The sequence below is a fragment of the Aquimarina sp. 2-A2 genome, from assembly GCF_045505135.1.
GTDB lineage: Bacteria > Bacteroidota > Bacteroidia > Flavobacteriales > Flavobacteriaceae > Aquimarina > Aquimarina intermedia.
On record NZ_JBJKFI010000006.1, the window covers coordinates 68,515 to 95,247 of the forward strand.

General features: G+C 35.1%; 33 protein-coding genes. 9 read left to right on the forward strand and 24 right to left on the reverse strand.

Annotated features, from left to right (window positions below):
* Nucleotides 1–58 precede the first annotated feature (58 nt).
* The 4 genes from ACJRPK_RS13685 (at nucleotide 59) to ACJRPK_RS13700 (ending at nucleotide 3,585) form a co-directional block, all read left to right on the forward strand.
* Nucleotides 59–1,408 carry a rhodanese-like domain-containing protein gene (locus tag ACJRPK_RS13685; RefSeq protein WP_407140743.1) on the forward strand — a complete coding sequence of 450 codons (1,350 nt, stop codon included), beginning with the start codon at nucleotides 59–61 and terminating at the stop codon, nucleotides 1,406–1,408.
* Between the two features lie 121 nt (nucleotides 1,409–1,529).
* Nucleotides 1,530–2,543, forward strand: coding sequence for a zinc-binding alcohol dehydrogenase family protein (locus ACJRPK_RS13690; protein ID WP_407140745.1), 1,014 nt, complete (start codon nucleotides 1,530–1,532; stop codon nucleotides 2,541–2,543).
* Between the two features lie 156 nt (nucleotides 2,544–2,699).
* A complete protein-coding gene (locus ACJRPK_RS13695; RefSeq protein WP_407140746.1) occupies nucleotides 2,700–3,083 on the forward strand; it encodes a hypothetical protein in 384 nt (127 codons plus the stop codon).
* Between the two features lie 112 nt (nucleotides 3,084–3,195).
* Nucleotides 3,196–3,585 carry a hypothetical protein gene (locus tag ACJRPK_RS13700; protein WP_407140747.1) on the forward strand — a complete coding sequence of 130 codons (390 nt, stop codon included), beginning with the start codon at nucleotides 3,196–3,198 and terminating at the stop codon, nucleotides 3,583–3,585.
* 51 nt (nucleotides 3,586–3,636) lie between these two features.
* On the opposite strand, the gene ACJRPK_RS13705 is transcribed toward ACJRPK_RS13700, so the two are convergent.
* From ACJRPK_RS13705 to ACJRPK_RS13750, 10 genes are all read right to left on the reverse strand, one after another.
* Entirely contained in the window at nucleotides 3,637–3,831 is a 195-nt protein-coding gene (locus ACJRPK_RS13705) for a hypothetical protein (RefSeq protein ID WP_407140748.1), read from the reverse strand.
* Nucleotides 3,832–3,907: 76 nt separating this feature from the next.
* On the reverse strand, nucleotides 3,908–4,150 hold the full coding sequence (locus ACJRPK_RS13710; RefSeq protein WP_407140750.1) for a hypothetical protein: 243 nt from the start codon (nucleotides 4,148–4,150) through the stop codon (nucleotides 3,908–3,910).
* Nucleotides 4,151–4,177: 27 nt separating this feature from the next.
* Entirely contained in the window at nucleotides 4,178–4,507 is a 330-nt protein-coding gene (locus tag ACJRPK_RS13715) for a hypothetical protein (protein ID WP_407140751.1), read from the reverse strand.
* Nucleotides 4,508–4,539: 32 nt separating this feature from the next.
* On the reverse strand, nucleotides 4,540–4,791 hold the full coding sequence (locus ACJRPK_RS13720) for a hypothetical protein (protein ID WP_407140752.1): 252 nt from the start codon (nucleotides 4,789–4,791) through the stop codon (nucleotides 4,540–4,542).
* A gap of 13 nt (nucleotides 4,792–4,804) precedes the next feature.
* Complete coding sequence (locus ACJRPK_RS13725) at nucleotides 4,805–5,029, reverse strand: hypothetical protein (protein WP_407140754.1); 225 nt, start codon at nucleotides 5,027–5,029, stop codon at nucleotides 4,805–4,807.
* Nucleotides 5,026–5,271 carry a hypothetical protein gene (locus ACJRPK_RS13730; RefSeq protein ID WP_407140755.1) on the reverse strand — a complete coding sequence of 82 codons (246 nt, stop codon included), beginning with the start codon at nucleotides 5,269–5,271 and terminating at the stop codon, nucleotides 5,026–5,028. The genes ACJRPK_RS13725 and ACJRPK_RS13730 overlap by 4 nt, the downstream gene beginning before the upstream one ends.
* Nucleotides 5,272–5,283: 12 nt before the next feature.
* Nucleotides 5,284–5,508: a hypothetical protein gene (locus tag ACJRPK_RS13735; RefSeq protein ID WP_407140757.1), complete on the reverse strand. Its 225-nt coding sequence runs from the start codon at nucleotides 5,506–5,508 to the stop codon at nucleotides 5,284–5,286.
* A gap of 159 nt (nucleotides 5,509–5,667) precedes the next feature.
* Nucleotides 5,668–5,859, reverse strand: coding sequence for a hypothetical protein (locus ACJRPK_RS13740; RefSeq protein ID WP_407140758.1), 192 nt, complete (start codon nucleotides 5,857–5,859; stop codon nucleotides 5,668–5,670).
* Nucleotides 5,860–5,869: 10 nt separating this feature from the next.
* Nucleotides 5,870–6,067, reverse strand: coding sequence for a hypothetical protein (locus tag ACJRPK_RS13745; protein WP_407140759.1), 198 nt, complete (start codon nucleotides 6,065–6,067; stop codon nucleotides 5,870–5,872).
* Entirely contained in the window at nucleotides 6,064–6,231 is a 168-nt protein-coding gene (locus ACJRPK_RS13750) for a hypothetical protein (RefSeq protein ID WP_407140761.1), read from the reverse strand. Before ACJRPK_RS13750 ends, ACJRPK_RS13745 begins: the two co-directional genes overlap by 4 nt.
* Nucleotides 6,232–6,436: 205 nt before the next feature.
* Between ACJRPK_RS13750 and ACJRPK_RS13755 the strand changes: the two genes are divergently transcribed.
* The 5 genes from ACJRPK_RS13755 (at nucleotide 6,437) to ACJRPK_RS13775 (ending at nucleotide 8,341) form a co-directional block, all read left to right on the forward strand.
* On the forward strand, nucleotides 6,437–6,928 hold the full coding sequence (locus ACJRPK_RS13755; RefSeq protein WP_407140763.1) for a hypothetical protein: 492 nt from the start codon (nucleotides 6,437–6,439) through the stop codon (nucleotides 6,926–6,928).
* Nucleotides 6,929–6,935: 7 nt separating this feature from the next.
* Nucleotides 6,936–7,241: a hypothetical protein gene (locus ACJRPK_RS13760; protein ID WP_407140764.1), complete on the forward strand. Its 306-nt coding sequence runs from the start codon at nucleotides 6,936–6,938 to the stop codon at nucleotides 7,239–7,241.
* Nucleotides 7,242–7,335: 94 nt separating this feature from the next.
* Complete coding sequence (locus ACJRPK_RS13765; RefSeq protein ID WP_407140766.1) at nucleotides 7,336–7,503, forward strand: hypothetical protein; 168 nt, start codon at nucleotides 7,336–7,338, stop codon at nucleotides 7,501–7,503.
* Between the two features lie 74 nt (nucleotides 7,504–7,577).
* Nucleotides 7,578–7,883 (forward strand): hypothetical protein, encoded by a 306-nt coding sequence (locus ACJRPK_RS13770; RefSeq protein ID WP_407140768.1) that lies wholly within the window; start codon nucleotides 7,578–7,580, stop codon nucleotides 7,881–7,883.
* 245 nt (nucleotides 7,884–8,128) lie between these two features.
* The gene (locus ACJRPK_RS13775; RefSeq protein ID WP_407140770.1) at nucleotides 8,129–8,341 is read left to right on the forward strand and encodes a hypothetical protein; all 213 of its coding nucleotides are present in this window, start codon (nucleotides 8,129–8,131) and stop codon (nucleotides 8,339–8,341) included.
* Here the strand turns inward: ACJRPK_RS13775 and ACJRPK_RS13780 are convergent.
* The 14 genes from ACJRPK_RS13780 to ACJRPK_RS13845 are packed head-to-tail and all read right to left on the reverse strand — an operon-like array spanning nucleotide 8,331 to nucleotide 26,710.
* Nucleotides 8,331–8,999, reverse strand: coding sequence for a DUF6549 family protein (locus tag ACJRPK_RS13780; RefSeq protein ID WP_407140772.1), 669 nt, complete (start codon nucleotides 8,997–8,999; stop codon nucleotides 8,331–8,333). The two genes, ACJRPK_RS13775 and ACJRPK_RS13780, sit on opposite strands and share 11 nt — an antisense overlap.
* On the reverse strand, nucleotides 8,996–9,592 hold the full coding sequence (locus ACJRPK_RS13785) for an N-acetylmuramidase family protein (RefSeq protein WP_407140774.1): 597 nt from the start codon (nucleotides 9,590–9,592) through the stop codon (nucleotides 8,996–8,998). The genes ACJRPK_RS13780 and ACJRPK_RS13785 overlap by 4 nt, the downstream gene beginning before the upstream one ends.
* Nucleotides 9,589–10,137, reverse strand: coding sequence for a cupin domain-containing protein (locus ACJRPK_RS13790; protein WP_407140776.1), 549 nt, complete (start codon nucleotides 10,135–10,137; stop codon nucleotides 9,589–9,591). The genes ACJRPK_RS13785 and ACJRPK_RS13790 overlap by 4 nt, the downstream gene beginning before the upstream one ends.
* The gene (locus tag ACJRPK_RS13795; protein ID WP_407140777.1) at nucleotides 10,115–10,405 is read right to left on the reverse strand and encodes a hypothetical protein; all 291 of its coding nucleotides are present in this window, start codon (nucleotides 10,403–10,405) and stop codon (nucleotides 10,115–10,117) included. The genes ACJRPK_RS13790 and ACJRPK_RS13795 overlap by 23 nt, the downstream gene beginning before the upstream one ends.
* A 3-nt stretch (nucleotides 10,406–10,408) precedes the next feature.
* Nucleotides 10,409–10,645 (reverse strand): hypothetical protein, encoded by a 237-nt coding sequence (locus tag ACJRPK_RS13800; RefSeq protein ID WP_407140779.1) that lies wholly within the window; start codon nucleotides 10,643–10,645, stop codon nucleotides 10,409–10,411.
* Nucleotides 10,642–14,733, reverse strand: a complete 4,092-nt coding sequence (locus tag ACJRPK_RS13805; RefSeq protein WP_407140780.1) for a GDSL-type esterase/lipase family protein — start codon at nucleotides 14,731–14,733, stop codon at nucleotides 10,642–10,644. Before ACJRPK_RS13805 ends, ACJRPK_RS13800 begins: the two co-directional genes overlap by 4 nt.
* On the reverse strand, nucleotides 14,733–17,528 hold the full coding sequence (locus ACJRPK_RS13810; RefSeq protein ID WP_407140782.1) for a tail fiber domain-containing protein: 2,796 nt from the start codon (nucleotides 17,526–17,528) through the stop codon (nucleotides 14,733–14,735). Before ACJRPK_RS13810 ends, ACJRPK_RS13805 begins: the two co-directional genes overlap by 1 nt.
* Nucleotides 17,525–18,484, reverse strand: a complete 960-nt coding sequence (locus ACJRPK_RS13815; RefSeq protein ID WP_407140784.1) for a hypothetical protein — start codon at nucleotides 18,482–18,484, stop codon at nucleotides 17,525–17,527. Before ACJRPK_RS13815 ends, ACJRPK_RS13810 begins: the two co-directional genes overlap by 4 nt.
* 56 nt (nucleotides 18,485–18,540) lie before the next feature.
* Nucleotides 18,541–20,541 (reverse strand): hypothetical protein, encoded by a 2,001-nt coding sequence (locus tag ACJRPK_RS13820; protein WP_407140786.1) that lies wholly within the window; start codon nucleotides 20,539–20,541, stop codon nucleotides 18,541–18,543.
* Nucleotides 20,541–22,727 (reverse strand): hypothetical protein, encoded by a 2,187-nt coding sequence (locus ACJRPK_RS13825; protein WP_407140787.1) that lies wholly within the window; start codon nucleotides 22,725–22,727, stop codon nucleotides 20,541–20,543. Before ACJRPK_RS13825 ends, ACJRPK_RS13820 begins: the two co-directional genes overlap by 1 nt.
* Nucleotides 22,720–25,503: a hypothetical protein gene (locus tag ACJRPK_RS13830; protein WP_407140788.1), complete on the reverse strand. Its 2,784-nt coding sequence runs from the start codon at nucleotides 25,501–25,503 to the stop codon at nucleotides 22,720–22,722. The genes ACJRPK_RS13825 and ACJRPK_RS13830 overlap by 8 nt, the downstream gene beginning before the upstream one ends.
* Complete coding sequence (locus ACJRPK_RS13835; protein ID WP_407140789.1) at nucleotides 25,493–26,125, reverse strand: hypothetical protein; 633 nt, start codon at nucleotides 26,123–26,125, stop codon at nucleotides 25,493–25,495. The genes ACJRPK_RS13830 and ACJRPK_RS13835 overlap by 11 nt, the downstream gene beginning before the upstream one ends.
* Nucleotides 26,122–26,565, reverse strand: a complete 444-nt coding sequence (locus tag ACJRPK_RS13840) for a hypothetical protein (protein ID WP_407140791.1) — start codon at nucleotides 26,563–26,565, stop codon at nucleotides 26,122–26,124. Before ACJRPK_RS13840 ends, ACJRPK_RS13835 begins: the two co-directional genes overlap by 4 nt.
* Entirely contained in the window at nucleotides 26,456–26,710 is a 255-nt protein-coding gene (locus ACJRPK_RS13845) for a hypothetical protein (RefSeq protein ID WP_407140792.1), read from the reverse strand. Before ACJRPK_RS13845 ends, ACJRPK_RS13840 begins: the two co-directional genes overlap by 110 nt.
* Between the last annotated feature and the right edge of the window lie 23 nt (nucleotides 26,711–26,733).

Consider the following 26,733-nt stretch of genomic DNA (forward strand, 5'->3'; position numbering starts at 1 on the left):
GTAATGTATGTCAAACTGAACATACTTTCCGTTTACAGTAAACTTTAAAAATACACCCATGATTATCAAACAATTCGAAGATAAACCCCTAGCGCATTACTCATATGCCATTCTTAGTGATAATAAGTTAGCCATCATAGATCCGGCACGAGATCCTCTACCCTATTATGTTTTTGCGGAAAAACATAATGCCAAAATAGTTGCGGTCTTTGAAACACATCCGCATGCTGACTTTATAAGTAGTCATTTACAGATCCATAAAGAAACCGGAGCTACGCTTTTCACCAGTAAACTAGTAGATGCCGCCTATCCTCATGAAACGTTTGATGATGATGATACCTTCACAATGGGATCGGTTCTGTTTAAAGGAATCAATACCCCGGGTCATTCTCCGGACAGCATTTCGATTGTAGCAAGCACTACTGAAGATTCTGATGAAGCGCCAGCCCTATTTACCGGCGATACGTTATTTATTGGTGATGTTGGGAGACCTGATTTACGAGAGAAATCAGGTAAAATGCAAGCCAAAAGAGAAGAGCTGGCCAAACAAATGTATCACACCGTGCAAAACAAATATAACGATCTACCCAACGAGACCCTTGTTTATCCTGCACACGGAGCAGGATCCCTTTGCGGTAAAAACATGAGCTCAGATTCATCAAGTACTTTAGGAAGAGAGAGAGAAGAAAACTGGGCTTTCAAAAAACAAACAGAAGAACAGTTTGTAAATCATATCCTCAGTGATCAACCCTTTATTCCATCCTATTTTGGTTTTAATGTGGACCTCAATAAAACAGGAGTTGAACACTATGCCAAGTCCATTCACAATGTAGCTACAAGGATTGGGGTGTCTTCCCTAGATACGGACATAATCATAATTGACACCCGGGATGAAGAAGTATTTAAGAAGAATCATTTGCCGGGAAGTTTTAATATTATGGCAAGAAATGATGATGATAGCTTTGAAACCTGGTTAGGTGCTATTGTAGAACCTGAAGAAAAGTTTCATATAGTATTGAATTCTATCTCCGATAGCAATTACATACTAAGTCGTGTAGCAAAGATCGGATACGAAAAACAGATGAAAACTTTACTTACGCTGGAACCACAAATATCTTTGCACAGGGCTGAGCCCTTAGACTTGGAAACTTTCAAACGAAATCCAAAAGATTATACAATTGTAGATGTTCGTAACAAAAGTGAAGTTAGTGACGGTAAGATTTTTGAGCATGCCCACGCCATACCCTTAAATACTTTGAGAGATTCTATAGACACGATTCCTGACGACAAACCTGTAGTAGTTCATTGTGCCGGTGGCTATCGTAGTGCAGCAGGTAGTAGTATAATCGATGATTTAAAGAGCGCTGTAAAAGTGTATGATTTGAGTGATCATATCAAAGAATTTTAATTAATCGATATAGGGTTTCGGTAGATAACAATATTAAATATACAGCCATTGTACAATTTTTAAAGCTTCATTCTGACGTAGCCATTTAGCAATTTTGTATTTTTAAAATAAAAACATACCAATGAAAGCAATAGGATTTAAAACCTCCCTCCCAATTACTGAAAAAGAAAGTTTTATCGCTTTTGAAACCGATAAACCATCAGCTTCAGGCTATGATCTCCTGATTAAAATTGCAGCTATTTCTGTGAATCCGGTGGATTTTAAAATCCGACAAAATGCTGCAAAGGACACGGTACTGGATACTCCTAAAATAATTGGTTGGGATGCCGTAGGAACAGTAGAAGCCGTAGGTGATAAAACTTCCAGATTCAAAGTCGGGGATCAGGTGTATTATGCAGGAGATCTTACGCGTAGCGGAAGTAATGCCGAATATCAATTGGTTGATGAACGTATCGTAGGTAAAAAACCAAAAAAATTGTCAAATGCTGAAGCGGCAGCCATCCCGCTCACCGGACTTACGGCATGGGAATCTCTTTTTGACCGGATCAAAGTAAACCCAGACACTGACCGAGGAAAATCTGTTTTAATTCTTGCCGGAGCTGGCGGCGTAGGTTCTATTGGCATACAGCTAGCAAAAAAGGTTGCAGGACTTACCGTAATAGCAACCGCATCCCGAAGTGAAACAGAAGATTGGTGTAAAAAACTGGGAGCTGATTTTGTAGTAAACCATTATCATTTAAAGGACGAACTTAAGAAAATTAGTCATAGTGAAGTAGATTATATTTTGGATTTTGTGGATATGAATTCGTATTGGGAAACTATGATCGATACTATCAAACCCCAAGGTCACATCGTATCAATTACCGGGAGTAGCGATCCTTTGGATCTCTCGCTCCTCAAAAATAAAAGTGTCACCTTCTCTTTTGAATTTATGTATACACGATCAATGTTCACAACCGATGATATGGAACGGCAACATGAGATTTTGAATAGATTAGCAGATTTATTAGATGATGGCACTTTACGAACAACTTTAAACAAAACGATGCAAGGTCTTACGGTGGAAAATTTAAAAGCGGCACATGCTTTACAAGAATCCGGTAAAGCAATAGGTAAAACCGTAATTGAATTTTGAGTTAGTGCCTTTTTATAAGTGATTAAATTAAACTTTTCTTATCTTTTTGGTTGTTTTCGTTACATAAATATATATCAATATATAACTCATCAAATCATAAATATATAATTGTCTAAGTTGAACACAAAATTACACAACAACCTTTAAATTCCAAACATGATAAAATCAGAAAGGCTCAATAGAATTCTTAAAGAGATAGAAAAAAGAGGTTTAACAGCTTATAAAATAAGCCAACACACCAACCTTACAGCCAACGGAGTACAGAAAATTATAGATAAAGACACGGAAAATCCAAGAATAGGGACTATAATTGAAATTGAAGAGTTTTTAAAATTAGATGACAATTTTTCTGTTGTACAAGAGCCACAAGAAAGTTATATGAACAATCAAGAGTTGGACAACTTAACTCGTCTAGTACAAGATAATTGGGAAGAATTAAGTAAAAGGGAATCTTTTAAAGGTTTCTTTTTTTCCCAGATTGCAAAGGCTCTTAATATGAAGATAGAAGATATTTTTACTTTGGCACTAAATAAAAAGTAAAGTATATATCTGTTTTTGTTATGCAATTACAATGAAAATTTTGGTGCTAAAAAATTAGAGCTACTTAAGTATTTCTACCATTCTTCGAACCAACCTCAATAACAACCAAATAATGAATAAATTAGAAAGGGTAAATAAAATAATAGAGGCTATGGAGTCTCAGAACATAAAAGCCTATGAGATAGCCAAACATACGAGCCTAACTCCAAAAGAAATACAGAAAACTAAGGATAAAGCTACAGAAAACCCAAGAATTACCACTTTAAATGAGATAGAATCCTATTTAGGTATAAGCACGAATACGGGTCAAACTTCCTCTATAACAAATAAGGATATTCTGAATGATGAAGATTTAGTTATTCTATCTCATCAGGTGAAAAAAAATTGGAATCGATTATTACAACTTGAAGATTTTAAAACCTTCTTTTTTTATCAAATTGCAAAATCTATCGACATGCAGATAGAAGATATTTTTGCTGTGGCATTAAATAAAAGAAAATAAAAAAGACCGACTAAAACCGAGTATCTGTCAAAACAAAAAACTATACAAAACTTATACATTAAGGTAGTAAAAACTACTAAAACTACTGTTCAAAGTTGAAAAATTATTATTTAGAATTAACGCCTTGTGAAGCAAAACCCCCGTGTTTACAGGGGCTGTTAACTTAGTCGGGATGACAGGATTTGAACCTGCGACCACACGGCCCCCAGCCGTGTAGGTAATCCCTAGTTTTACTATACTTGCCATGGGTTAAAACTAAAATTTATACAAAATTTGCAATATTAAATTATTAAAGGTGACTATATTTCGGTGTTATGTGGCATTAGGTTGGAACATTTACATAAGCCCACCATTCAGCGTCAATACTTATTTTATAAAATTGACTATCTATTAACCTAATTCTAAAAGGATCGTTTTCTTCGTACATTGGAGACATTATCAATATACGGTGTCCGTCTGCTGGCATTTGTTCATTTCTGTGATACCAAACTAAACTTGTACTAAATCTTTTCTTTGCATTCATGTTTCTAAAACTTAACGGCATACAACACAAAATAAATTGCATTGAAACGCCAATTTATTCAAACCGTTATCAAAAACGCTCTCTAAGTTCTTGTATAAGATATTTTAATAAAACATCTCCGTACTCTTTTTTAGTTAAGTGTCTGCCATCTTCGTGCATTAGCTCATTTACAGGCATAGCAATTTCTGCATCATTTTCAATGTACCTTATCACTTCATCCGCGCATTTGCTGACATTAGCTATACCCAATAATTTTATCTTCATCTCGCTATAAGATTCTGCGTATTTATTAATAGCTTCGTTGATGTCCTTTTTGTTTTTGTGTTCTCCTATAAGCTCATCAAAAATATACTCTTTTAATGAGTCTAAGTTTTTTAATTCCCAAGTTATATCTTCCATTATCTTTTATTTAAGGTTATTGTGTTTTGGTGTTAGTGATCATGTTTCACTTCACCAATACATAGTTGATTAATGCAAACCCATTGCGCGACGCTTCTTTTCATTAGTTCTTTACACTTACTGCAATACGTTACTTTAGGCTTGATAACACTACCTGTACGTAATTGCTCAGCATGGTATATTTTTGCATATTCAGTCATTATAAATTTTAAGTGATGCTCTTCGTGTTTATGAACACTTACTCTTTTTTTAAACCATTCTACTAATCTGTCTAATTCTTTCATTTCTCTACTTTATTTATAAACCACCTATTAGGTTTGCTAATCGTTCAGGGTCACACAAAGTAGCTTCCATGTCCTTTTGGTAACGTCTTAACTCCTTTAGTTCTTTTTCCATTTGTTTGATTTTGTCAGTCTTTCTTTCTTCTCTGCCAAGCCTTAGACCCGCTTCAAAAGCTTCTTTAGCTATTTGTTGGTAAGTTGGGTAAGCTCTGTATTTGGAAATAATGTCTTCTTTAGTCATTTCTCTAATTTATTTTTTAACCTGTCAAACTCTCGTTTCAATTTAAAGTATTCAATCGCTAATAAAAGAGCAAAACGCCACCCTGATCTTATAAGAGAATCACCTGCCATTATCTTTTTGATTGTGTTTTCTGATACTCCAATCTTTTTAGATAGTTCAGCGTAGTTCTCACAACCGATTACCTCCATTGCTTTTTTAAGCTTTTCACGTTCTGTTTTAAGTGATACTTTTCTTTTTGCCATTTAAGGGGTGTTTTAAAAAGGTGTCTCCTGTTTTGGAATTAATTCTAATTGAGATCTTAAGTTATTTAAAGTTATGAATTCACCTTTTATCCAATAACCTATAGATCTACCATTAACTGTTTTCTTTATTTTCCTTCCTGTTCTTGCATTGAACAGCTTACCGCAAACACTCCACTTATAATGTGTGTGTGTTTTGTGTTGCCACTTCAAACTGTAATTAACTGATATTAAGTTCATAATGCTTTGGTTAAGGTGAGTATACAACATTGTTGTAGTGCATTTACCTTTTAAAAACCAAGCTATGCGTGTATGGCAAACGACACTACAACACCATATATAAAACATAGCTTAAAGCCTGTGTTTAATTCGATTGTTCGTGTCTGTTTGCTTTTAATTTTAATTTTTTGCCTTTGCGCTCTGTGGTTTTTGCAAAACCATTAAGAACTTACTCAAACGTTCCTCGTATTTCTTTGGTAAATTCTGTGAACCATTAACAGCTTTTATTAAAGTGCTATCAGGCATTTCAAGATGTTGCTCTATTGCTCTAATACTTAAAAACTTTTTATTTTTTTGCATCCATTCAATCATAGAATTATATTTAGTTGATTTGTTTTTTTGTCAATCCAATAGCCCTATCTATTTCCATTCGCCATTGGTCTCTTTGACTTCTTAATATCTCTAAATATTTTCTTTTAGCTTCACCAAAGGTTTTAAATACAGAATCGTTGTCAACTTCATCTTCGGTCTTTTCAATACCGCATTCAACATAATTACTTGTATAAATTTTATAATTCATTCTTCCCAAAGTATTAAATCGTTATTTACATCTAAACCAACATCAGCCCATTTTCCCATAGCTTCATATTTAGCTTTGATTTCTTCGGCTTTAGATTCTTCAAATTTTTCAAGACACTTGTTGTTATCAGCGTCAATTACCATTTTTAATTCTTGATTTTTCATTATTATAAGTTTTAATATTACCTTCTTCTTATCGCTCATAATCTTATATAATTACGTTACTATTCATTTTCAAAAGCTATTTAAACACGTTTTAAAACCTGTCTACCAAACTAATGTTAAGCAAATATAATAAAAAAGTATAACATATTGCACTTTTATTGAATTTATTTTGTATATTTGTTGTGTAATTAATTGATAGTTAAAGATGGATAAAACAAAAAGGCTTATCATATTAGAAAACTCTTTAGAGAAAAAGAAACAGCAGTTTAGCGATAAACTACAGCATCATTTTGATACAGTTAAGCAAGCTAACGGGCAACCTTTAAATGATAAAAGAAACGGGCAAGCAACATTAAACAAGTGGGAAAAGCAAAACGATTCCTTGATAAATTTAAATGAAAGTATAGCCAAAACAGAAGATGCAATTGAAAGAGAAAAAGGTAAAATAATAGATTGCGAAAGCGTTAAAAACAATCTTCCCGGTACTATATTAGAAATGATTGAAAACGGAAGGTTAACTCAATGGAGAAAACACCCCAACACTTTTTTTGTGGATGGAGTTGATAAAGCAAGAATAGTTTGGGATAACAAAAAGAAGATTGTCGCCCATAAATACATCAATAAAATAACCGATAAGGATCAATGGAAAACATTCGCTAAAACATATAACGAATTATTTAAAAACTTGAATAAATAAACAGAAAATGAAAACAATTAATTACAAAGGAAAAGGCAATCACTCGGTTAATGAACTAGAGTTAATAATAGAGCAACAAGCAGAGGAACTACACTTATTAAGAAGTGGTCAAAAGGAATTACCGATACACGGTGTTAGCGTTTCGTTATTAGATACGATAGACCAACTCATAGAATTGTACGAAGAACGATTGACAAAAGCAAATAGAAACAGAAATTACATAGAAGCACATAACAACCAATTTGGTATAGACGTATTAGACCACTTGAAAGCAGTAGTTAAACATAATGCGAACTTTAACGTTAAAGCATAAGGTTTCGTTGCGACCTTGAAACACAGAGTTTTGAATTAAATATAAACTTTAATAAGGGTATTAATTATAGCCCTTGTTAGCAACTTTTAAAATTATGGATGAATTACTTAAATTACTAACAAAGAAAGAAACAAAAATAGGTAACGGACTTATGAGTATAAGAATATTTACTGATGGAAGTGGATTTATATTAGCAGAAACAGAAGTGGAAATTTTTGAGTTTAATAGTTATAACGAACTTATTAAATACTTAAAAAAGTAATAATTTTTATTGTTGCTAACGTGATTACATAAGATTAGTTGCGGAAATTATTAACTGAATTAAATAAAAATACAATGACAATACAAAACGTTTTAGATTGGCTACAAGAAGCAGAAGATAACAACTGTTGGCAAGTAAGTACCCAAAGTGTTAAACGACATTTGGAAGAAGTACAGAAACAGCAATTAATTTTATATGGTGTTACCCAACAAAGTGAACAGTTTGCTTTTGATGATGGTAAGGAATTTAAGGAATGGCAGAAAAAACAAGGAATAACAAGAATTGGTGACAGTAGGTATAAATGGAATGACTTTGAATATGATAGACGATTCTTTTTAGAAAAGTACTTAGAAGACCGAAATAAAGCAAATTGTGCTTAACACCGAAATATAGTTACCTAAAACTTAAATAAATGAAAGGCAGGACATTAGAATCATACTCGCATCCTATATTGTCAGTATTTATTAAAACTTTAATCAGTATCACTTATCTTGCGATACTAGTTTTTGAAATAATTACTATAGCTCCAATATTAGTAATGTTGATAGAAGAAAGTGTATATAAAGATGGTAAAACCCTGTTAAAGCATCAAATGAATATGATATGCTACGATAAACTTAAATAAATGAAAGAGCTAAACAAAGAAATAGAACACGGAAATTACACAAGCTCTTTTAACTACAAAGACAGGACTTTTATAGTTGATAAATTTGCGGGTTACTGGTTAATAACAGAAAGTCAATTTATAATAAGAGAGCGTGGAGAAACATTAGAAGAAGCCACTTTGAAAATAAAAACCAAGTGGGATGAAGTTAGCGAAAAGTATTCTAAAATTTAAAAAGATCATAGCTAACACCAAAGCCAATAATACCTTCCCCTTTAATATCTATTCCTGCTATAAAACCAACCCCAAAACGTTTGTTACGAACGGTGATAACTTGGCTATCTATATCTTTAATTTTAACGTGTGGGTTATCGCTAACTATGTCAGTTGTGTAATGGCTTTTAGTCCATCGGTTTTTAATGCCTGTAACAACTCTTAATTTTGCAGGAACTGATATTTTTTCTATTCCGTTTTCATCTTGATTAGACCATCCTGCTATTGAATAATCCTCTGTATTTAAAATGAATTTACGCTCAAAATCGAAAGGCACTTTCGTTTCGTGGGGAACAGTAACCGAATCAATTATAGTTTCTGTTTGAATGATCGTAGCAGAATGAACTTTATCGAACTTCTTAGATAAATCTATTAATTTTTGATCTTTAATGTAAAGACCTTCTTTTAATTCCTTGTTAGTAACCTCTAAAGCGCGTTTTGAAGCCACTAGATCACCTTCTTTGTTTTTGTAATACTTTACAGTGTCCTGTATAGCCAAAAGGTTGTTAGCGTGCCTTAAACCTTGATCTATATTTTTATTATTCGATTGTATCAGCAGGAACACCAAAACACTAACCGCAAATATCCAATACCAATTTTTCTTTACATAATCTATCATCCTATTCCTTTTAACTTTTTATATTCCTGCTCCATTTTTCCATCATAATTATGTTTTGCGTATCCCGCTCCGTTATAATAGTAAGCGAACTTCGCCCAGTTTTTTGACCTTAGATACTTATCTATTTTCCTGTATTTAACGAAGCTTACAAAAGCTCTTAGATGCGTATTTACGTCCAAGTCCATTGCCAACACAAAGTTTATTACATCAGAATAACCGCACTTGTCATGGTTGAACCCCATTATCTGGAATTTGCCATAAGAAGCAGATTTTAAAGCAGCTTCAGGAAATAACATAAATGCCTTATCAAGCCTTGAATATTCTGCTATCCCTCCTTTATAATACTTACTCCCTTTTGACCAACTTTTTTGTATAATGTCCTCGTTGCCTTCTTGGTAATCTTCAGGGCGCAATCCTAATTTTTTAATCTCGCTATAAAAGATATGTGCTTCAAATAGTATTTTAGGCGAACCATCTTTATTAAATCCTGAACTTCTACTTTCCACTTTTGCAACTGCTTCAATAACTTCAACCTCGCACCCTAATACTAAGGCAGCTTCTTTGTAATCACGTTGTGTTAGCCCTTTTCTCATGTAAAAGATGGTGTTAAATTATCTGGCGGGGAATAAATGAACCGGACTTCCAAAGATCCTTTTTCAAGTGCTGCGGTTTGGTGTGGAATCCCCCTATCAATTGTAAGTGTATCACCTACTTTTAAAATGTACTTTACGTTTTCTTTAATGCCGTTATTTTTAATCTCTAAAGTAACTTCAAACTCACCCTCTAAAGGGGCTAGTTCTTCAATGGCATTACTGTGATAATGTTTCAATAGAATAGCTCCTGAAGTCCAGTAAGTATCATATTCTATCAATTGTGGTGCAGCTGTTTCACGTTTAACGGTATGGATTACACCGCCTTGAACTGTTGGCAATACAAGTTTATCCCCCGGATTAGGCTTATCCAAGAACTCAAACGGTATATCTTGTGTAACAGTAAATTTGTTGTAAAAAAGTTCATTGAACAAGCCATTAATAGCGCGATCGTGGTTCTTTACGAACTTATCGACAATATCAAATTTCTGCTCTAAGATTTTCATCTTCTCTTCGAAAACTTCTTTACTTACCATGATTCTTAACAAAATCTATTATATTTTGACCATGCGTTAAATGTGCGTTTGCCATTCCTTCAAAACGTTTTAAACTATCTTCTTTTTCATCTACTCTTTTATCCTGTAATGTTGCTATCTGAGTGTCTTTTTCTTTTATATCCTTCCTTAGATACCAAATCACAACACCTAAGTATATGCAGAATCCTAAAAGAATACCTCCTATAGTTAATTCTCTAGCGGTTAATATCTTCATTGCATCATCGGCATTTTGGGCTATAAGAGTAGGGGGTAAAATCATTCCTTATTTATTCTTTGAAAGGGGATTAGCATTTTTTATAATCTGCTTTGCCTTGTCTTTTAAAACAGTCTGCAAAAACATAAGACCGATACCACAAACTAATAATATTAGATCGTGAGCGTCCATCTTAACTGTGCTATCAAAGAAGTAATATTTGATAAGCTTGAATCCTTGCGCAATGAAAATCACACAGCCCAAAAGCCATAAGATTGCATTACCTACTTTATTCCAATTTCTCATAATTTATTTATTTGTGTTTGTAAAAATTTAACTACTAAAGGATACATGAAAATCCTGTGTCCTTCATTGTTTGGATGAAGCCCGTCCGCTGACACAAAATAAGCGGTGTTAAAATGTGATCTATATGGGTCTATTCCTGATTTATTAAATAAGTCTAAATATCCGTGTCCGTTAGTTATAGCGTACTTTACAATTGCATCTGCGTAATCCTTTAAAATATTTCCTGTAGCGTTGGCGGTTTCTCCATTAGACCTTTTAATCGGTGTTAAAAACACAATCTTAGCACTTGGATTAGCTGTTTCAATATCCGTAACAATATCATTAATACTACCGTAGAAGTTTCCGGGATCTGACCCTACATTCAGCGTACCAATAGGTCTGTTATACCCAAAATCGTTAGTTCCTAAAGCAATTATATAAAGATCGGATGTAGAAGGTAAGTTTTGCGCTCCTGTGTTTATATTAGTCGCAAAGTTATTCATCGATTTACCTGATACCGATAAGTTATGCAGCGTGCTAACACCTAAAGCATTACTAGCAACTGAAGCATAAGAAGAAGCCGTTGCATAACTATCATCTTCTGTACCGATAGAATCACCTATTAAACAGACTTCAATACCGTTTCCTAAATTAGAATCAATTTTATATGCGTTGTAAGACGCGTTATTTGCGTTTGATCCTTGAACTACTTGAACGTCTTTAACGTCTGGAATAGTTCTCGGTAACTGTACGTTCACATAAGCTGCGGTGGCAGGAGAAACGAATTTTTTACCGACTAACCCACTTATAAAAGTGTTGGATTCGTTCCAGAATGAAACATTAAGATTACCCGTATAATTATGTGAATAAGCTGTGTTTGGATCGACTTTCAAAAATCCTGTTGATCCAACATTTGAAGCCACCGTTCCAGTACTTGTGTAGCCCGTGGTGTAATCTCCATATCTGTAATCAAAAATACTATTAGTGGTACTTGGGAATATCTCCCCGTTTTCTTTAAAGGTGTAAAACTTTGATTTTACCCATGTGCCATAGTTAGCCCACCCCGAAGGTTCAGCCCCGGATGCTTTATTATATTCCTTAACAACCATGTCGGTAATGCCCTTGTCCGCAATATTTCCTGTCCAACGTACAAACGCTACTTTATCATCAGTGATGTTAATATCATCGTTATTGTTAGATCCTCCATATGCGGCATCAGCTCTTGGTATCGCTACCTTGTTTTCATCGTAAAACCTGTATGTTTGAAAGTTGATACGCCCTAATCTATCTCCTTTTTTAACTGGTATATAATTAGATAAATATGTAGCTGCATTTACAGAAGTTCCATCACCACCATTTACAAAAGCTAAACCATCTTCAATATCAGGGCTATCAAGATTAATCTCGTTTATTTCTGATCTGTATACTGGTATTTTAGGATCTGAGTTATGATAAATTAGCTTCCATGCTCCGTCAACAATAGCGTGAAGTCCTAAATTATTACTTGCTGTGTCGTTGACCACCATAGCGTAATTAATGGGGCTGTCGTGTGTATCTGGCAAGTCCGCAACAGTGTTGTAATCCGCAACATACGTATCACTTCCTTTTATAACAGATCCGTCGGCTTTTATAATCCTGTCTTGCGCTCTTAGCTTTACGGTGATGTTTGAAGAAAACGGACAATTATTAAAAGTAATCCCACCACCTGAAGCTAATAAGTGCAGGTCTAATGTTATTGGATCTGCTGCATTAAATTTTAAATTATTAAAAACCTTAGTTCCTGTGTTTTGTAAGTTAATAATTCTGGAAATGCCTGTGATAACATTTATTTCTCCGCCGTTAACTATTAAATTAAAGTCGTGTTTTTCTGTTTCTAACGGATAAGCCGTGAAGCTTGTGTAATCTACATGGTCTGTATGTATATTTAGATTGTCAATAGTTAAATTGACTATATTGCTTCCTGTGGCAGAAAAATCTCTCGGTCTAATTCTAAACCTAGGAACTGTGATGTTTCCAAGATGCGCGTCCTCTTGTTTACCGTAGAGCAACTGAAGCGGTATAGATGAGTGTAAATTACGTATGTCCGACCAATACCAGTTAAATCCCTGTGAAAATTTAAAAGAATCGGCAACCTCAAAGTTAATTATATTTAAGTTATCGATATAACCTCTCTCATAAGTTAGTCCGTTTAAAGATGTTTCAAGGTTAAATGTAGGTTTCCCATTAGCCGGATCAACCTCAAATAAAAAACTGTTTTTGAAATCAATAAGTACGTTTTCAATAACTGCATCACCTCGAAATGAAAACACTGGATTTCTTAAAGGTTCGTCATAATACAAAGTAGCGTTACGTATATGCGACCTACCTTCTAATTGTTCAGGCGCATTATTGTTTTTAAACCACACGTTATGAAACTCTCCTCCATCAATAGCGGATTCTTTCCCGTAAATCTGCACCTGTCCGTCGATCATGGTAAGGTTTTGTGCAATTACACCGCGACCTAACGTTACTGATCTGTTGTAGAATCTTGATCCTATTAATTTTGTATACCTTCCTCGCTCTGCATTAACACCTCCTACACCGTTTTCATCTGTTATAAAATTATAGGTGTCATTTTGAGCGTGTTCATTAAAAGCAATTGTATTATGCTCCGCACCCTTAACAGATATATCACCATTGTAATTGTCTCTGAAAGTGTTATAACGGATTGTATTGTTTCGAATCACGTGGTAACCGTCCTCTAAGTTTATACCAAGACCAGGAGACTTAGTACCCGTGTTATAAATCTGGTTATACTCGATTATAGAAAATTGCCCCGGGTTAGATATACCGTCACGTTTATTAAATGCAATAATGTTATTTCTTATAACCGTGCCTTCCGATATATAAGGAGTTGTTACTCTTATCACATGACTAACTGTGGTATAAGGTATAATAATCCTAACTTGACTCGCTCCATCTGGTATCCTTACCGACTCGTACCAATACAGACGCTCCGATTTACCAACATAAGTTCCAACACCATCATAGTAAGCTGCAAAGAATATTTTAGGTTTAAAGGTTGTTCCAAAAGCATCCCCGACTAACATGAATTTACCTTGCTCTACCATTTCGGCAGTTGTCAAGCTAAAAAGCGAGTTTGAATACATATACTGATCATCGACTAGGATAGCACCATCCGACTCATTTATATTCCCCTGCGTATAAGCAAGTGTGTTATGAGGATTAGAAAAATTATTGTCATTTGCAAACCAAATTCCGTCCGCTTCGGCTTTAGTAATTGAGCAATTCTCTATAGTAACATTCATTGCATCAGAGCCTACAACTATAAGGTGATTTCGCTCGTCTGGATTCCCGACACCACTTAACGTATGTTCGTCGCGTTCCCCGATTAAATCAATACCTCTAATTGACGCCCCGTCTGTTTTCCAAAAAGCAAATATTTCTGATCCCGAAAAGTTATGCCCTAACATCTTAATCTTAGGATTACCGTGTTCATTCGGAACACCTTGCCAAGAAGTACCATCGCCAGTTATAACAATGTTTGCAGGAGTTGTTCTGTTAGTACTATTATGTTGTGCTGCTGAAAAGGCGTAAACATTATCGGTGTCGTTGTATAAATAAGCTGTGCCACCGCTTGCGTTGACCAGTTTAGCAGCTTTTAAAAACGTTGCTCTATTATCTGTTACACCATCTCCAACCAGACCGAACCAGTTAACTACTACATCTCCTTTAACCGTTCCTGATAGATCACCAACATTAAATATTTGTGCGTACTTATCGTTAGCGTGAATTTGTGTTTTATCAAAAACCACACTCCCGGTTGTGATTATCTTACCACCATCAAAAACAAGCATTACCCCGGTTGGTACGGTAAAGTTACTAGCTGTTAAATCAAAGTCTTTTTGTATAGCCCAAATGGAGTTAGCTCTTGCCGATGTTCCTGTAGTAAAATCACTTGGAGAGCTTGGAATAAATACATTTTCGTTAGATGATCCGCTAACACCCGAAACACTTCCAATTGTGTAAGTAGCATTTCCCCACTTCACAACCTGAGCGTTTAGACTTAATCCAACTAAACAAAATAATATTAATAGTATTCTTTTCATTATTTATTTTCTAAAACTTCAACTCTTAATTCTAATTCTTTAATTGCTTCAACTAATAATCCTACTAAATTCTGATACGCAACGGTGAGCGTTTTCATCTCATCGTCTCTTTCAGTTATGACTTCAGGAACAAAATCTTGTACGTTTTGAGCAATTAAACCTATCTCGTTTTTTGTTTCTCCTATTTTGTTATATGTAACCCCGTTTAGTCCTTTAACTTTACTTAGAGCGTTTGTAATAGGTGTTATATTCTCCTTTAATCTTATATCTGAGTTCTGCGACAAAGCCCCGTCAATCGACAAAGCCCCAGTAGGGAACAGGGTCATTTTTTCACTACCATTCACCGCCCATTGATAACCCGCTGTTGCAAATGAGTTACTAAAACTAGTATAGTTCCCTAAAGAACCCGCGAAATCAATATTATCATCTGAATTCAATCTTAAAACACTAAGTACCGCTCCCCCATCTTGTGACAGCTTTATATTTGGGTTATTACCCTCTAATAGATTACTTTCGTCTGCTTCAATAGTTAATGTTGCATCTCCGTTATCTTTTGAGGTTATTTTTAAACTCTTGTATATTTCGGACTCTTGAATACCAATATTATTTACAACAAAATTTTCTGTAGGATAGCTTAAAAAGTTCCATTTTGTGTCACTATTTGCGCCTGAAAAATCGTTGTTAGAAGCTATAAATGATTTAGGTATTAGTGTTGGTGCGGAGTTATCGTTTAACATCAAAATTGAGTATTCAGGAAGCAATGTACCCCCTCCCCCGTCTTGCAATTTAGCTTCTGTGGTATTGTTGTTCATTATTAGCTCGGTTTGATCTCCCTCGACAACAAAATGCGCGTTTCTTTGTGATGTTCCGCTAATTCCATTCCTTACAGAATGCAAGCCATCAATTGTTAATTTAGAGTTAATAACATAAACCCCCTCAAAATCACAATCTTCTGAAATACCACCTATTATCTTATTCCCGTTAGATGATCCTATATAAAAGTTATAATTATAATTAGCTATAGCTTTCATGTTTAAGAAGGTTGTGTTTCCTGAAGCTGGGGTATTTGACTGATAAACACCGAAATCGTTGTCAAAAGCTTTACTATCTATTACCTCTGAGTTAAGAATACGAGTAAAAGCCCATCCGTTATCCTCTGCATAGCAATTAACTATTCTTGAATTACTTATTTGTCCTCCCCCAAAAGCATAATTAAAATTAAACATAGATATGTTTTCGAGGATTAAATCACTTGTGGCGTTTGGAACTCCAAAAACATCAAGCTCTACATCTTGTCTACCGTATAAGTTCAAATTACTTACATGATTACTCCCTTTAAAATCAAAAATGTAATTAGCTGTTGGTGCTACCTGAATAGTTGTTGCACCGTCTAACTCCCCTAGTGTAGAAATACCCTCAATATGTTTTTTACCAAAACCAATTATGTCAACACCTATAGGAACGTTAACATTTCCTATTATATAATACTTACTAGTATTTAATACTGCTAAAGCGTTAGAAGTACATCTCAAAGCAAGTTCAAACTCCACAGAATCATTATTCACTCCATCACCTATAGCCCCGAACCATTGAGGATAAACCAATGTATTAGATAATTTACCTACCGTGTTTGATGGGTCAATTATAAAGTCTGTTTCTTTGGCTCTTATATATGTGTCGTTAAAGGTTACTATCCCTGCATTTTCTAGCTTACCACCATTAAAAAACAATGTAACTCCTGCGGGAATTGTAATACTCGCATTAGCCAAATCATGCACGTATCTAATCTCCCAAATACTGTTTGCGTGTCCTGCGGGGATAGCCGAAAAATTGAAACCTTGACGAATAATCTTATACCCTTCCTGATTTAATGAAGCATCTCTATCTTTAAAACTTATAGTGTTGGCGACATTTTTAATATCCTCATTATCTACAACTAAAGAAGAACCACCTGATATGCCGTCGATCTCTGTTTGAAGCTCTTGTATAGCTAATTGAGTGTTATTTGCTACCGTGTTCCCTGTAGGAGTGAACGGTACTTGCGCTGCTGTTTGATTATCTGTGTTTACCGTGTGCGATAGGTTTGATATTTGGCTTTCAGTAATGGTTAAGTTAGCTTGGTTTACATCTAAATCAACTGTATTAGTTCCTATTACGTTGGTAACGGATAATTTATTAGATGCTGCTTTGATGTTTTTGAATTCTAAATTAACTCCTGTTTTCTGCTTGAATAATCCTACTCCACCCGTTCCAACATTAGAAGCTGTATTTGTTTGCCCTGAACCTGCTGAAAAGCCGTCTAGTTCGGTTTGTATTTCGGTAATGGCATCTTGTACATTTGTGCTTATTGTGTTTCCTGTTGCTGTATAGGGAACTCCCAAAGCGTTTTGTATTTCGTTATTTGGGTCGGAATCCGCGTCATTAATCGATGTTATCAAAGCCCCTCCATCTGTTCCTGCTGTTATTAAATTACCTACATCTGTGCTTACGATCACACCGCCACCACTTGAATTAGCAGGAACACTATCATAAATCCAGTATTGCGTCTCAGGATCTACTACAGTTAAAGCTTTGAAGTCTAGTTTAGAAATACGAACCATGCTAGTAGTTTTTTTATCCCACTTAACACCATCAGAAACCTGTAAGTTTCCTATAGTATCCATGTATATTGTACCTGAAGGTTTAATTGTAGGGGGTGTGGCTTTTTCTTTTAACTGCACCGCATCCCCTTTCATTATTTGCCCGTATGATACTGAGCAAAATATAAGTGTTAGTATGAATATTAAATTTCTCATGTAAATGCTCTTCCGTCTACTAAAATTTCTAAATTTGTTTCTATTGTGTATGGCAATGCTTTAACGTTAGCCACTATATGTCTATCTGTACCATTATAATCTCCCTCTATTTTATCCCCCATCTGTATAGCTTGCTTATTGGTGTTTGTTCTCTTGTCTACCCAGTAGCCGTCTATTTCAACGAACCTACCCGTTACGCTATCTGCTTTACGAATCCATAAGTCAAACTTGTATACACCCGTATCTACTACGTTATTTTGAGCATCTTGACTGTATACTTTGTAATTTGGGTTTTCTGTTGGGTTTGTTAATCCTATATTCCAAGCTTTAAATGTTGCTGTTACAATATCTGGTGTAGAGTGATTAAAAAACTGATCGCTTTTTAGGAAATAGGTTCTTGAACCCTCTAAAGTGTCGGTTACGTTTATATCTTTTATTAGGTAGTATTGACCGTTAATAGTCTTAGTGACTGCAAAATCAGAATCCACTATATAGCCTGTTAAATCATTTGCAGCACCTTCTTTGTATGTGAATTGATCGTAGTAAGCTCTGTTATCATCAACAAGTCCTTCCGCTATGTCATTAGCGGTTGCAAACGCAGTGTCTACGTATGATATTTCAGCAAAAGAAGGTAGACCCTCTAAGTCTGCATAACTATTAGATTTGCCCGCCTTACCGATTTTAAACTTTGTTATACCCGCTTGTTTAATTAAAGTGAAACCCGTGGGCTGTGGCGGGTTTTGGGTGTCCATTTCTTCCTCAAAAACCAACCCTGCCGAACCTACTAATTCTAAGAATCTCGCGTACTCAACACTAACTAGTTTGTTTTGTGTTTTACTAAAGATTATTATAGGATCGTTGTTCTGTAAATTCTGTACTACATCTAATTCAGAACCTGTCCTTCCATCGGCTATAATCCCCTTTAAATCATCTATTTGATCTTGAATACTCGACATACGTAAATATACTATTTTTATTTAGACTAAATTAAAATAAGATACTAAAAAAAGGTTTAGTACCCGTGTTTTAGGAATCCGCCACCTTCACTTATTTGAAGGAATCCTCCTGTTTCAATGTTATTTGCAACTCTTCTTTGACTACCTGAGCTAAATAGATTAGTGTTTGGTTTCATGGTTACAGTAAGATCATATTTATTAGTTGATCCCAACGGCTCACTGTCAAACTCTGGTTGTATATAGTTTTTGCCATCGATAAAAACCCGATCTAAAACCAAGATCCTACTAAGCTTCCTAATCATTGCGCCCGGTATTGGCATGAACTCAAACGAATAGTTATCCGTTACCTCACCGTTTAAGTGGGTAATCTTGCTGTCTGTTCTATTAATTTCAACATTAGTTTCTGGTGCTATTGTTTTTTGTCGGACGTAAGGAAGTCTTAATAAGTGTTGTATTCCTGTTTGATAGTTAACCCTGTTGTTTTCCGTGTTACTTGCTCTAATTTCAAAAACGCGTTCGTGTTTTTCTCTAACATCTAAACGCTCACTTATAAGGCAGAATGTCTCACCGAATCCCGTAACATCTAATTGCAAATAGTAGATGCCTTCATAGCTCGTAAAGTCGATTTCAAACTCATAAACCTCATAAGGCAATTGATTGTAGTTATACGTTACGATCACAAAATCCTGACTTACTGAATCGGCTCTGTAGTTAGTTAAAGCAACATAAGCACTTACTTCTTCGTCAAAAAATATTTCAGTTATTTGATACCATCCTATATTATTCAACTTTATAAAACCATTATTTTTATAATAAGGTGGTAGTTTTTTACTGTAACCGCTAAATCCTGTGGCGTTTAAGTTTGCGTCGTATGTTTTCCCTCCATCTAAATAAACCCCCACATAATTATCATTGTATATTTTTAATAGTCCATCTCGGCTGTCAAATATATTTGTGTTATTACTTACTTTTTCCACTGGCACTAAAACCTCCGTGCCTTGGCAATCCTTCATCTTTAACTGATAATCATCATAAGTACTTCTAAACTGACAGCGTACAACATCATTCTTTTCTATAAGATGAAAAAAGTCTTTAAAGTTTAATCCTTCTTCTTCTACTGAAAGAGTATTATCAAAGTTCTTATATTGTTTTTCTTTTTGAATAGCAAGTGAAATACTGTTCAGTTCTGGATATAAAAAATAAGGCGTTAACCTTTCCGCGCTAGACTCATCATCTACTATTGAGAAATTTAAGTTTTGGTTACATCCGAAATCATCTTGAACATACATTGTGTAGTCACCAACCAAAATACCATCAAAGCTTGGTGATGTTTTGAATGTAACTCCATCAAGGCTATATCTTAAACCTAAAGACAAAGGAGATAGACCGTGTTTTGATACCTTAGCTTCTGCCACATAACCGTTTGGCGTTAATCGCTGTTCTACCTCTGGTATTTCATATCTGTTTGGCGGTAAAAAGTATTGTCTAAACGCTCCACCGTCGTAGAATTCAAGGGTTAACTTAGTTCCTCTATAATCATTTATAGTAAAAGTATTAGTTGTTACGTTTATAGTTCTGTAAGACCCGGTACTGCTCCATATCTTAACCGTTCCCGCAGGCTTGTTCATTGTTATATTTAGGTCAACTAAATAACAAGGCTGATTTGAAGATGTAGAATAGTTGTGCGAAACAAGTTTTAAGGTGTCTGCTGCAGGGGTGTTAACAATACTTTCAATTGTAACCGCTGTTCCTGCCGTAGAATAAGCGTTATCATACAAATTCTCTGTATCTAAAGCAGTAATTGTAAGAAGCGTATAACCTGAATTACTATTGTCTAACTCAAATGTAGTACCGCCCCTTGCGTTGTAATCTGCATCAAAAGCGTTCTTGAAGTTAAGAGCTAATTGAAATATAGTCTCTGTAGATGCGTTTCGTACTTGATACGCCTGTAATCTATTAGGTTTAAATGTCTCCTTTGTATTAAAAGACGGGTTAAACATGATAAAAGTATCATTGGCGGGTCTACTGCTAAATTTTAACGTTATTTTACTTGGCATTATCTTCTACTTTTAATCATTTCTACTTTTGCTAACTTTCCTTCTATATCTACTTTGAGAACCCAACCGTATTGCTTTTCTCCTGTTTCATCTTCGTACTCTGCAAGCCCGTATAGATTGGGTATTTCCCTATTATTTTCTATGTAAGATCCTTGGATCTCTTTTTTCATTTGATAGGTTAAAACTGTAGTGAATTTTACGATCGTGCTGTCCATTTTTGGATAGATAAAATCTCCTACTGTGTAACTTCCGTTTTCGGCTCTTTCAGGTTTATTCGGGTACTGGGTTATCATTCCTGCATAACCAGTGGTACTATTGTATTTTATTAACTTCTCAGGGAATTTGTAAAGACTAGTTCCGAATAGCCACATATGTCTAAACAATGACCGCATAGGGGTTAATCTAAAGTTACCCACACTATCAGGGTCATACACTTTTTTAGGTGCTGACGCTAGTAAGTCTCTCCATAAATAGAGGGCATAATTTGTTATAGAACCTCTTGTGAATTTGTTACTATCGAAAAGGAATAATTCATTGTCATATGGCGTGTCCTCTGTAGGTGCTACGCTTTGGTTTTTTCTACGGGCTTGTTCTACTCCAAGTAAATCAGTTCTTATTTTACTAACTCCATCGTACACCTCTTTTGCTGTAGTTGTTGGGAAACCGTATTTGTTTTTTGCATTATACTCAAAACGCCCTTGCTGCTCTTCGTACTCTCCTGCTTTATTGTTTCCAAACTCAGCGCTTACCCAAGAATAATTTTCCGCGAATGATTCAGTAACCGCCGACACTCTTCCGAAATGTATTTTCTCTTTATCCCTAAAAAAGTGCTTCAAGTCCTCGACTACAAATATTTCTTTACCCCCTATTTTTTCAATTCCATAACCAGTGGCGAAATAACCTTTTGTAGACAACAGGTCTTTAAGTGATGTTGATAACGTTTCAGGTATATCTGTTGGATTGTTATTCACATCAACCTTGTTTAATTGACGTATCATTTTACCGCTAGCTATAGTGGCGTGTTTAAATTCACCTTGCGTAAAATAGTCTGATCTGTAGTTTTTTGAATCACCAGTGATAATCTCTAAAAGTCTCGAATAACCATCATCTACTGTTAAACAGTTAAAAGCTGTGGGGGGAAACACACTATCTTCTGATATGTTTATTTTTAAATTTTCTTGGTCATAAGACAGTTTCCAATCAAAACCTCCTGAGCTTTTGTCCCAGTCGCAAAAAATCGCTAATGATTCACCTCTTAAAACATCTATAGATACAGTTTCAGAAATTACTATTGTATGTTCTCTCCCTCCATCTGGTGGCGTAACCCTTTTTACTGTAATTGCTTCGGAAAGTTTCCCATCATATTGAAACTCGGTGCTATTATAAGATAATTTTCTGGCTACAAATAAATCGAACTTCTTACCATTTGATCTTCCGAATAGTGCATCCGCTTTAAACTCTATTTTTATATTTAGCTTTTTATCTCGGTCTGATTCTTTATAAAATATTTGATCCTCGTTAAAGAATATATTGTCACCCCCGCTTGTGAACCCTACAAAATTTGTAGTACCAGTTATATCTGGGAAATTTAATTGACCTTGTACGGAAACATCACTCTGTGACTTTACATCAAACGTTAATGATACAGGCGCAAAAAAACCGTCTTGAATTAATATATCTTCCTTGTTAAATAAGTAACTCTCATTTAAAATTGTTCTCCCTATAGTTACAAAATTCTTGTATGTTAAATCCGAAATTCTATTCCCGTCTACATCTTCCGTTCTATCAAACTCAAACTTTTCGCTCATTTGAGCTTCAATTTTATCTGCTAAAGAGCCCGTTTTTATGTTTATTTTTACCGTAGCTGTTTTTTGATCTCTAACCGCTGAAGTTATTTCTAATTCTGATTCGTAGTCTAACTCTAAAATGTCTGTAGAAGGGTTTCTTTCTTCCCTTCTTAAAACCATGCTTCCACTTGGTGCGAACCTTTTATAATAATCCCATATATATACCGCTCCTTCTTTTGTAAATTCGTACGCATCGCTGTACTTAGTTATAAATGACAAAGCATCCCTATTTCTTTCAAATGATCTCTTAGGTTCAAGACTGTTGATAGGATCGTTCTTTAACTCTAAAGGCTTCATGCCTTCTCCAAATAGCGTATATTTAACTTTGTCGTTATACATCTAATCTTCTTTGGCGTCTTAATAATTCAGAAATATCCGGGGCGGGCTTGCCATTATCTACAATCAAATTCACTGATTTAAAACCTTTTTTGATTCCTCGCTCTATCTTCTCTTCCATTCTGCTATTAAAGTCACTCATTAATACATCGATAGTCGTGTTGACCGTATCAGGTGTTATTAAGGAAGGTGCGTATTTGCTTGTCATTATTGGATCATTAAGCATTAAGTTATTCTTTGAGTAATCATCAAACGCGCCTAATGAACTAAAGACCATATCATCTTTTAACACGTTTGTAACCGTTGGTGTACTTGGGGTTACTTGAACCTTTTTAGTTTTAGGGTTATAGATTACCTCTTTTCTACCACCGTCACCAACCACCGCTGCACCTTCGTAATTGTCGTTAGCTCCTTTACCGTGTTTGTATTGTGGGATTGGCTGCGCTGCAATTACTCCGATTTGTACGGCTGCTAATGCAGCAGTTAAAATAGCTGCCGGAATACCGTCTTTTAAGGCTGCTACTGTTGCTGCTGCTCCTGCTATTACTGCTTGTGTTAGGTCTAATGCTTTTTTAAACTTAGCTTGCTTTATTTGCTCTTGTCTAAGCTTTTTATTTAGTTGGTTACGTCTTTGTTCGGCTGCTTCTTCAATTTGTTGCCTTTCCTCGTCTGTACCTCTAAAGTTTCTTAGTTTAGCTTCTGTAGCTACTTCGTTGGCTTCAATTTCTTCTTCTATCTTAACTATTCTACGATCAAATGAAACGCTAACGATGTCGCTTATAGCTGCAGTAGCATCTTGCGCTATTGCTAGTTTCTCTGTCCAGTTTTCCTGCCAATTACCCTTGTCCTCTCTGTATAATGATTTTAACTGCTCATTACGTTTGGTTAGCTCGTCAATTATCTCTTTGTTTTCAGGTAGATCGAAATCAATCTCAATACCTTTTGACAAATCGTCTGCTTCTATACCTTTTAAAGCATCGATAGAACGTCTAACATCGTCTATCCGGAACTGTAATTCACGATACCTTTCTGTGCTTGTGGCAACCTCGTTTTGCTCTTTTCTAAGAACACTTATAAGTTGTTCAAAGGATGCTATAGAGCCTTTCACTACATTGGATAGCTTACCTACTTCCTCTTTATTCTCAACAATCTTATTTTTGTTTATCTCTAATCTTTCCGAAGTTTGTTCTATTGGCTTCATTGCATTAACAAAACCCTCTCTAAAAGCAGTAACTAAATCCTTAGCTTCTTCCTTACTAGATTTTGCAACGTTAGCAAACGCAGTTCCTATTTGTTTAACCGCTTTTAACGGATTGGAAAAATCTATATTTTTAAAGCTCTCAAAGCTTGCGAAGAAATCAATAAAAGATTCTTTAAGTGTCTTTACTACGTTACCCAGTCCTGATAATGTTGCCCCCAAAACCTTGAATGCAAGACCAATCCTAGATAACGTAGTGGTTGACAACACTTCGTAAAGCTTACTAAACTGATCACCTAAAAAAGAGGTGAATTTTTGTAGTAATGGGAAATCATTCAAAAGCACTTTTACAGGCTCAATAAAATCATTGAATCCCTGTGTAATACCTTGAATTCCTGTTTTTAAATTCTTGAAACCGTTTGTTAGATCGTCTACAATTCCAACAAAAAAGCCTAAGAAGTCTATTCCTTTAGTATCTGTTGATAATTGCCCTATTGCAACTTTTAAATTTTCTACCGAAGCAGCCCATTGTTCTGAGCTATTTGCAGCATCATCAAGAATACTGCCCGCTTCTTTTACTTCTCTCTTAGCAATATTTGCAACTGCTTGAACGAAATCTGGTGTTTTTTCAAGCTCTGCGTTTAATTCTGCTGCGGAAATACCTAAGTTGTCAATTCTTAATTTTGATTCTTTAGATAATCCTTCAACTAAACTATCCTTTAAGCTATCTATACTTTTACCAGTTTGTGCAGCTCTAACGGCTAAAAACTCGAATAACGTATCACTTTCCGTTAATGATAAATTAAAGTTGTCAAAATCAACAAGTGACCTTTTAATATCTAAGTCAGACAATAATCCCCTGGTTGATTTTTTAACGCTCTCAAAGGCTCTACGTCCTTCTTCACCTAATCTGACAAATGCAAACTCTACTCCTTTAGCTTCCTTTGCTAATTGAATGGATTCTTTAGTAAAATTAAAAGCTAATCTTACACCTTCTATAAGCCCGAATGCGCCTATAAGACCTTTAATAGCGTTCGTAGCTAAACCAAATTTGTTTGGATAATTACCGACGTTATCCCCCATCACTTTGATAGGCTTGTTAATAGCGTCTATTTTTCCTCTTAATCTCTGTACTTCTTTTTGTGCTTTTATTGTAGCACTGTTACTTAACCCCTGTTTAGCTGCGAGGTTTTGGTATGCTAAAGTGGCTTTGTTAAGTTTTAATCTTAGTTTCGTGTATTCATCAGCCAAAGAGCGGGTTTCCCTTTTTGCTGCTGCGGTTTTCTTTTGTAGTAATGTCGTTTCTTTCCCTGCTTTAGAAGTAGCTATAGCATAATTCCTTTGCGCATTTTCATACCTTTTTTGCGCTACTTCCGCATCACTAAGAACCTTTTTAGACCTTACAAGTTCTTTGTTTACATCAGATATTATTTTCTTACTCTCGCTTGGAAATCTTACTTTTTGAGCTTCAACACCTATAATACCTATCTTCTCAATCATTTGATTGAGTTGCGTAATGGCTTTTTGCCCTTCTTCTAAGGTCTGCTTAGATACGTATTCTACAAAGGCGTTATTTGCCATTTCTTTTGTTTTTTAACTGTTCTTGGGCTCTTTTTCTATTAAGATCAAATGCGCTTTTTTCCGCTGACAAAAATCTTTCTAGTGACATATCCTCTGGATAATGTCTGTTTTTTATATCACTTATAATTTCAAGGCTAGTCTCATAGCTAACAACCTCTTTTTCTTCTTCGTCTTTTAAGTTCCCTTTTTCAATCTGCAATTCTGTTTCCCACGATGGCAAGTACTGCTCAGAAACTTTAACTATTACTTCTCTGGTGCTTTCACCGTCTTTAATTCGTACTCCCGCCTTTACTAATCCTTTGATTAATTGATCGCGTAATTCATCGGTCAATGGAAATTCAACGGCAAATTTTATGATTGTTTTTACTGTTTCTATCTTTAGAATTAGAACAGCTATTTTATTTCTGGTTTCAAGTAGTATCCTTGATTTTTTACTGGCTCTTTTATCAAAATAAGCGTCGTAAATATCATCGTACGCCTGTGTTAATTGTTCTTCGGTTGGTTTGCCTGAAATTGTCAAATAAGAAAGATCATCTTTACCTAGATTGTAAAAAAAAAGTGCAGCCGGAATTTGTAAATCTTTCCAGTACTCCACTTTTACTTTCTTTTTAAATAATCTCACAGTCCTGTAATTTTTCTTAACGCTTCTCTATATTTTCCTGCTAAATGAAGATTCCAAACATCCTCGAAATCCTTTTGGTTTAATCCTTTCAAATCCTCCCCGTACTTCTCGAATAACATCTCTGCTTTTTCATCTGTACTCTCGAATAAAAACTCCGTGGGTTTTGGATTCTGAATAAACAACCCTTTCTTAAAATCGCCTTCTCTGATTAAATCGACTGTTCCCCCTGCCGAAGGATTCTGAGCCATTTTCTCGCGTTTATACTCTTCGCTTTTATAAGTTCCAATAATTTCTTTACTGGGTCTTAATCCTGCTTTTAGTTCTGCTTCCTTAGCTTTTATTACTTCCTTGCTGCTTAGTATCAGATTTGCGACTTCTTTTCTTAGTGTCGCCCCCGTTAGCTTTGCTAGCCTGTCTCGTATCTCTAAAACTGATGCCATCCAATACCGCTTTTACTTTTTTCTTTTTGAGTTCTTCGCGTAAATATTTGTACTCTTGAATGTTTGACACGAATTCTATTTGCTCTTCGCGTGTTTTGTTTTCAAACCATTCTTTATTTACCGAAGTGTTTTTGTCTAACCACATATTGTTTTAATTAAGGGCGGGTA

Excerpts from the sequence above, each read along its gene's own strand:
- ACJRPK_RS13685 (WP_407140743.1), top strand. The coding sequence starts at position 59 with ATGATTATCAAACAATTCGAAGATAAACCCCTAGCGCATTACTCATAT.
- ACJRPK_RS13690 (WP_407140745.1), top strand. The coding sequence starts at position 1,530 with ATGAAAGCAATAGGATTTAAAACCTCCCTCCCAATTACTGAAAAAGAA.
- ACJRPK_RS13695 (WP_407140746.1), top strand. The coding sequence starts at position 2,700 with ATGATAAAATCAGAAAGGCTCAATAGAATTCTTAAAGAGATAGAAAAA.
- ACJRPK_RS13700 (WP_407140747.1), top strand. The coding sequence starts at position 3,196 with ATGAATAAATTAGAAAGGGTAAATAAAATAATAGAGGCTATGGAGTCT.
- ACJRPK_RS13705 (WP_407140748.1), bottom strand. The coding sequence starts at position 3,831 with ATGGCAAGTATAGTAAAACTAGGGATTACCTACACGGCTGGGGGCCGT.
- ACJRPK_RS13710 (WP_407140750.1), bottom strand. The coding sequence starts at position 4,150 with ATGCAATTTATTTTGTGTTGTATGCCGTTAAGTTTTAGAAACATGAAT.
- ACJRPK_RS13715 (WP_407140751.1), bottom strand. The coding sequence starts at position 4,507 with ATGGAAGATATAACTTGGGAATTAAAAAACTTAGACTCATTAAAAGAG.
- ACJRPK_RS13720 (WP_407140752.1), bottom strand. The coding sequence starts at position 4,791 with ATGAAAGAATTAGACAGATTAGTAGAATGGTTTAAAAAAAGAGTAAGT.
- ACJRPK_RS13725 (WP_407140754.1), bottom strand. The coding sequence starts at position 5,029 with ATGACTAAAGAAGACATTATTTCCAAATACAGAGCTTACCCAACTTAC.
- ACJRPK_RS13730 (WP_407140755.1), bottom strand. The coding sequence starts at position 5,271 with ATGGCAAAAAGAAAAGTATCACTTAAAACAGAACGTGAAAAGCTTAAA.
- ACJRPK_RS13735 (WP_407140757.1), bottom strand. The coding sequence starts at position 5,508 with ATGAACTTAATATCAGTTAATTACAGTTTGAAGTGGCAACACAAAACA.
- ACJRPK_RS13740 (WP_407140758.1), bottom strand. The coding sequence starts at position 5,859 with ATGATTGAATGGATGCAAAAAAATAAAAAGTTTTTAAGTATTAGAGCA.
- ACJRPK_RS13745 (WP_407140759.1), bottom strand. The coding sequence starts at position 6,067 with ATGAATTATAAAATTTATACAAGTAATTATGTTGAATGCGGTATTGAA.
- ACJRPK_RS13750 (WP_407140761.1), bottom strand. The coding sequence starts at position 6,231 with ATGAAAAATCAAGAATTAAAAATGGTAATTGACGCTGATAACAACAAG.
- ACJRPK_RS13755 (WP_407140763.1), top strand. The coding sequence starts at position 6,437 with ATGGATAAAACAAAAAGGCTTATCATATTAGAAAACTCTTTAGAGAAA.
- ACJRPK_RS13760 (WP_407140764.1), top strand. The coding sequence starts at position 6,936 with ATGAAAACAATTAATTACAAAGGAAAAGGCAATCACTCGGTTAATGAA.
- ACJRPK_RS13765 (WP_407140766.1), top strand. The coding sequence starts at position 7,336 with ATGGATGAATTACTTAAATTACTAACAAAGAAAGAAACAAAAATAGGT.
- ACJRPK_RS13770 (WP_407140768.1), top strand. The coding sequence starts at position 7,578 with ATGACAATACAAAACGTTTTAGATTGGCTACAAGAAGCAGAAGATAAC.
- ACJRPK_RS13775 (WP_407140770.1), top strand. The coding sequence starts at position 8,129 with ATGAAAGAGCTAAACAAAGAAATAGAACACGGAAATTACACAAGCTCT.
- ACJRPK_RS13780 (WP_407140772.1), bottom strand. The coding sequence starts at position 8,999 with ATGATAGATTATGTAAAGAAAAATTGGTATTGGATATTTGCGGTTAGT.
- ACJRPK_RS13785 (WP_407140774.1), bottom strand. The coding sequence starts at position 9,592 with ATGAGAAAAGGGCTAACACAACGTGATTACAAAGAAGCTGCCTTAGTA.
- ACJRPK_RS13795 (WP_407140777.1), bottom strand. The coding sequence starts at position 10,405 with ATGATTTTACCCCCTACTCTTATAGCCCAAAATGCCGATGATGCAATG.
- ACJRPK_RS13800 (WP_407140779.1), bottom strand. The coding sequence starts at position 10,645 with ATGAGAAATTGGAATAAAGTAGGTAATGCAATCTTATGGCTTTTGGGC.
- ACJRPK_RS13805 (WP_407140780.1), bottom strand. The coding sequence starts at position 14,733 with ATGAAAAGAATACTATTAATATTATTTTGTTTAGTTGGATTAAGTCTA.
- ACJRPK_RS13810 (WP_407140782.1), bottom strand. The coding sequence starts at position 17,528 with ATGAGAAATTTAATATTCATACTAACACTTATATTTTGCTCAGTATCA.
- ACJRPK_RS13815 (WP_407140784.1), bottom strand. The coding sequence starts at position 18,484 with ATGTCGAGTATTCAAGATCAAATAGATGATTTAAAGGGGATTATAGCC.
- ACJRPK_RS13820 (WP_407140786.1), bottom strand. The coding sequence starts at position 20,541 with ATGCCAAGTAAAATAACGTTAAAATTTAGCAGTAGACCCGCCAATGAT.
- ACJRPK_RS13825 (WP_407140787.1), bottom strand. The coding sequence starts at position 22,727 with ATGTATAACGACAAAGTTAAATATACGCTATTTGGAGAAGGCATGAAG.
- ACJRPK_RS13830 (WP_407140788.1), bottom strand. The coding sequence starts at position 25,503 with ATGGCAAATAACGCCTTTGTAGAATACGTATCTAAGCAGACCTTAGAA.
- ACJRPK_RS13840 (WP_407140791.1), bottom strand. The coding sequence starts at position 26,565 with ATGGCATCAGTTTTAGAGATACGAGACAGGCTAGCAAAGCTAACGGGG.
- ACJRPK_RS13845 (WP_407140792.1), bottom strand. The coding sequence starts at position 26,710 with ATGTGGTTAGACAAAAACACTTCGGTAAATAAAGAATGGTTTGAAAAC.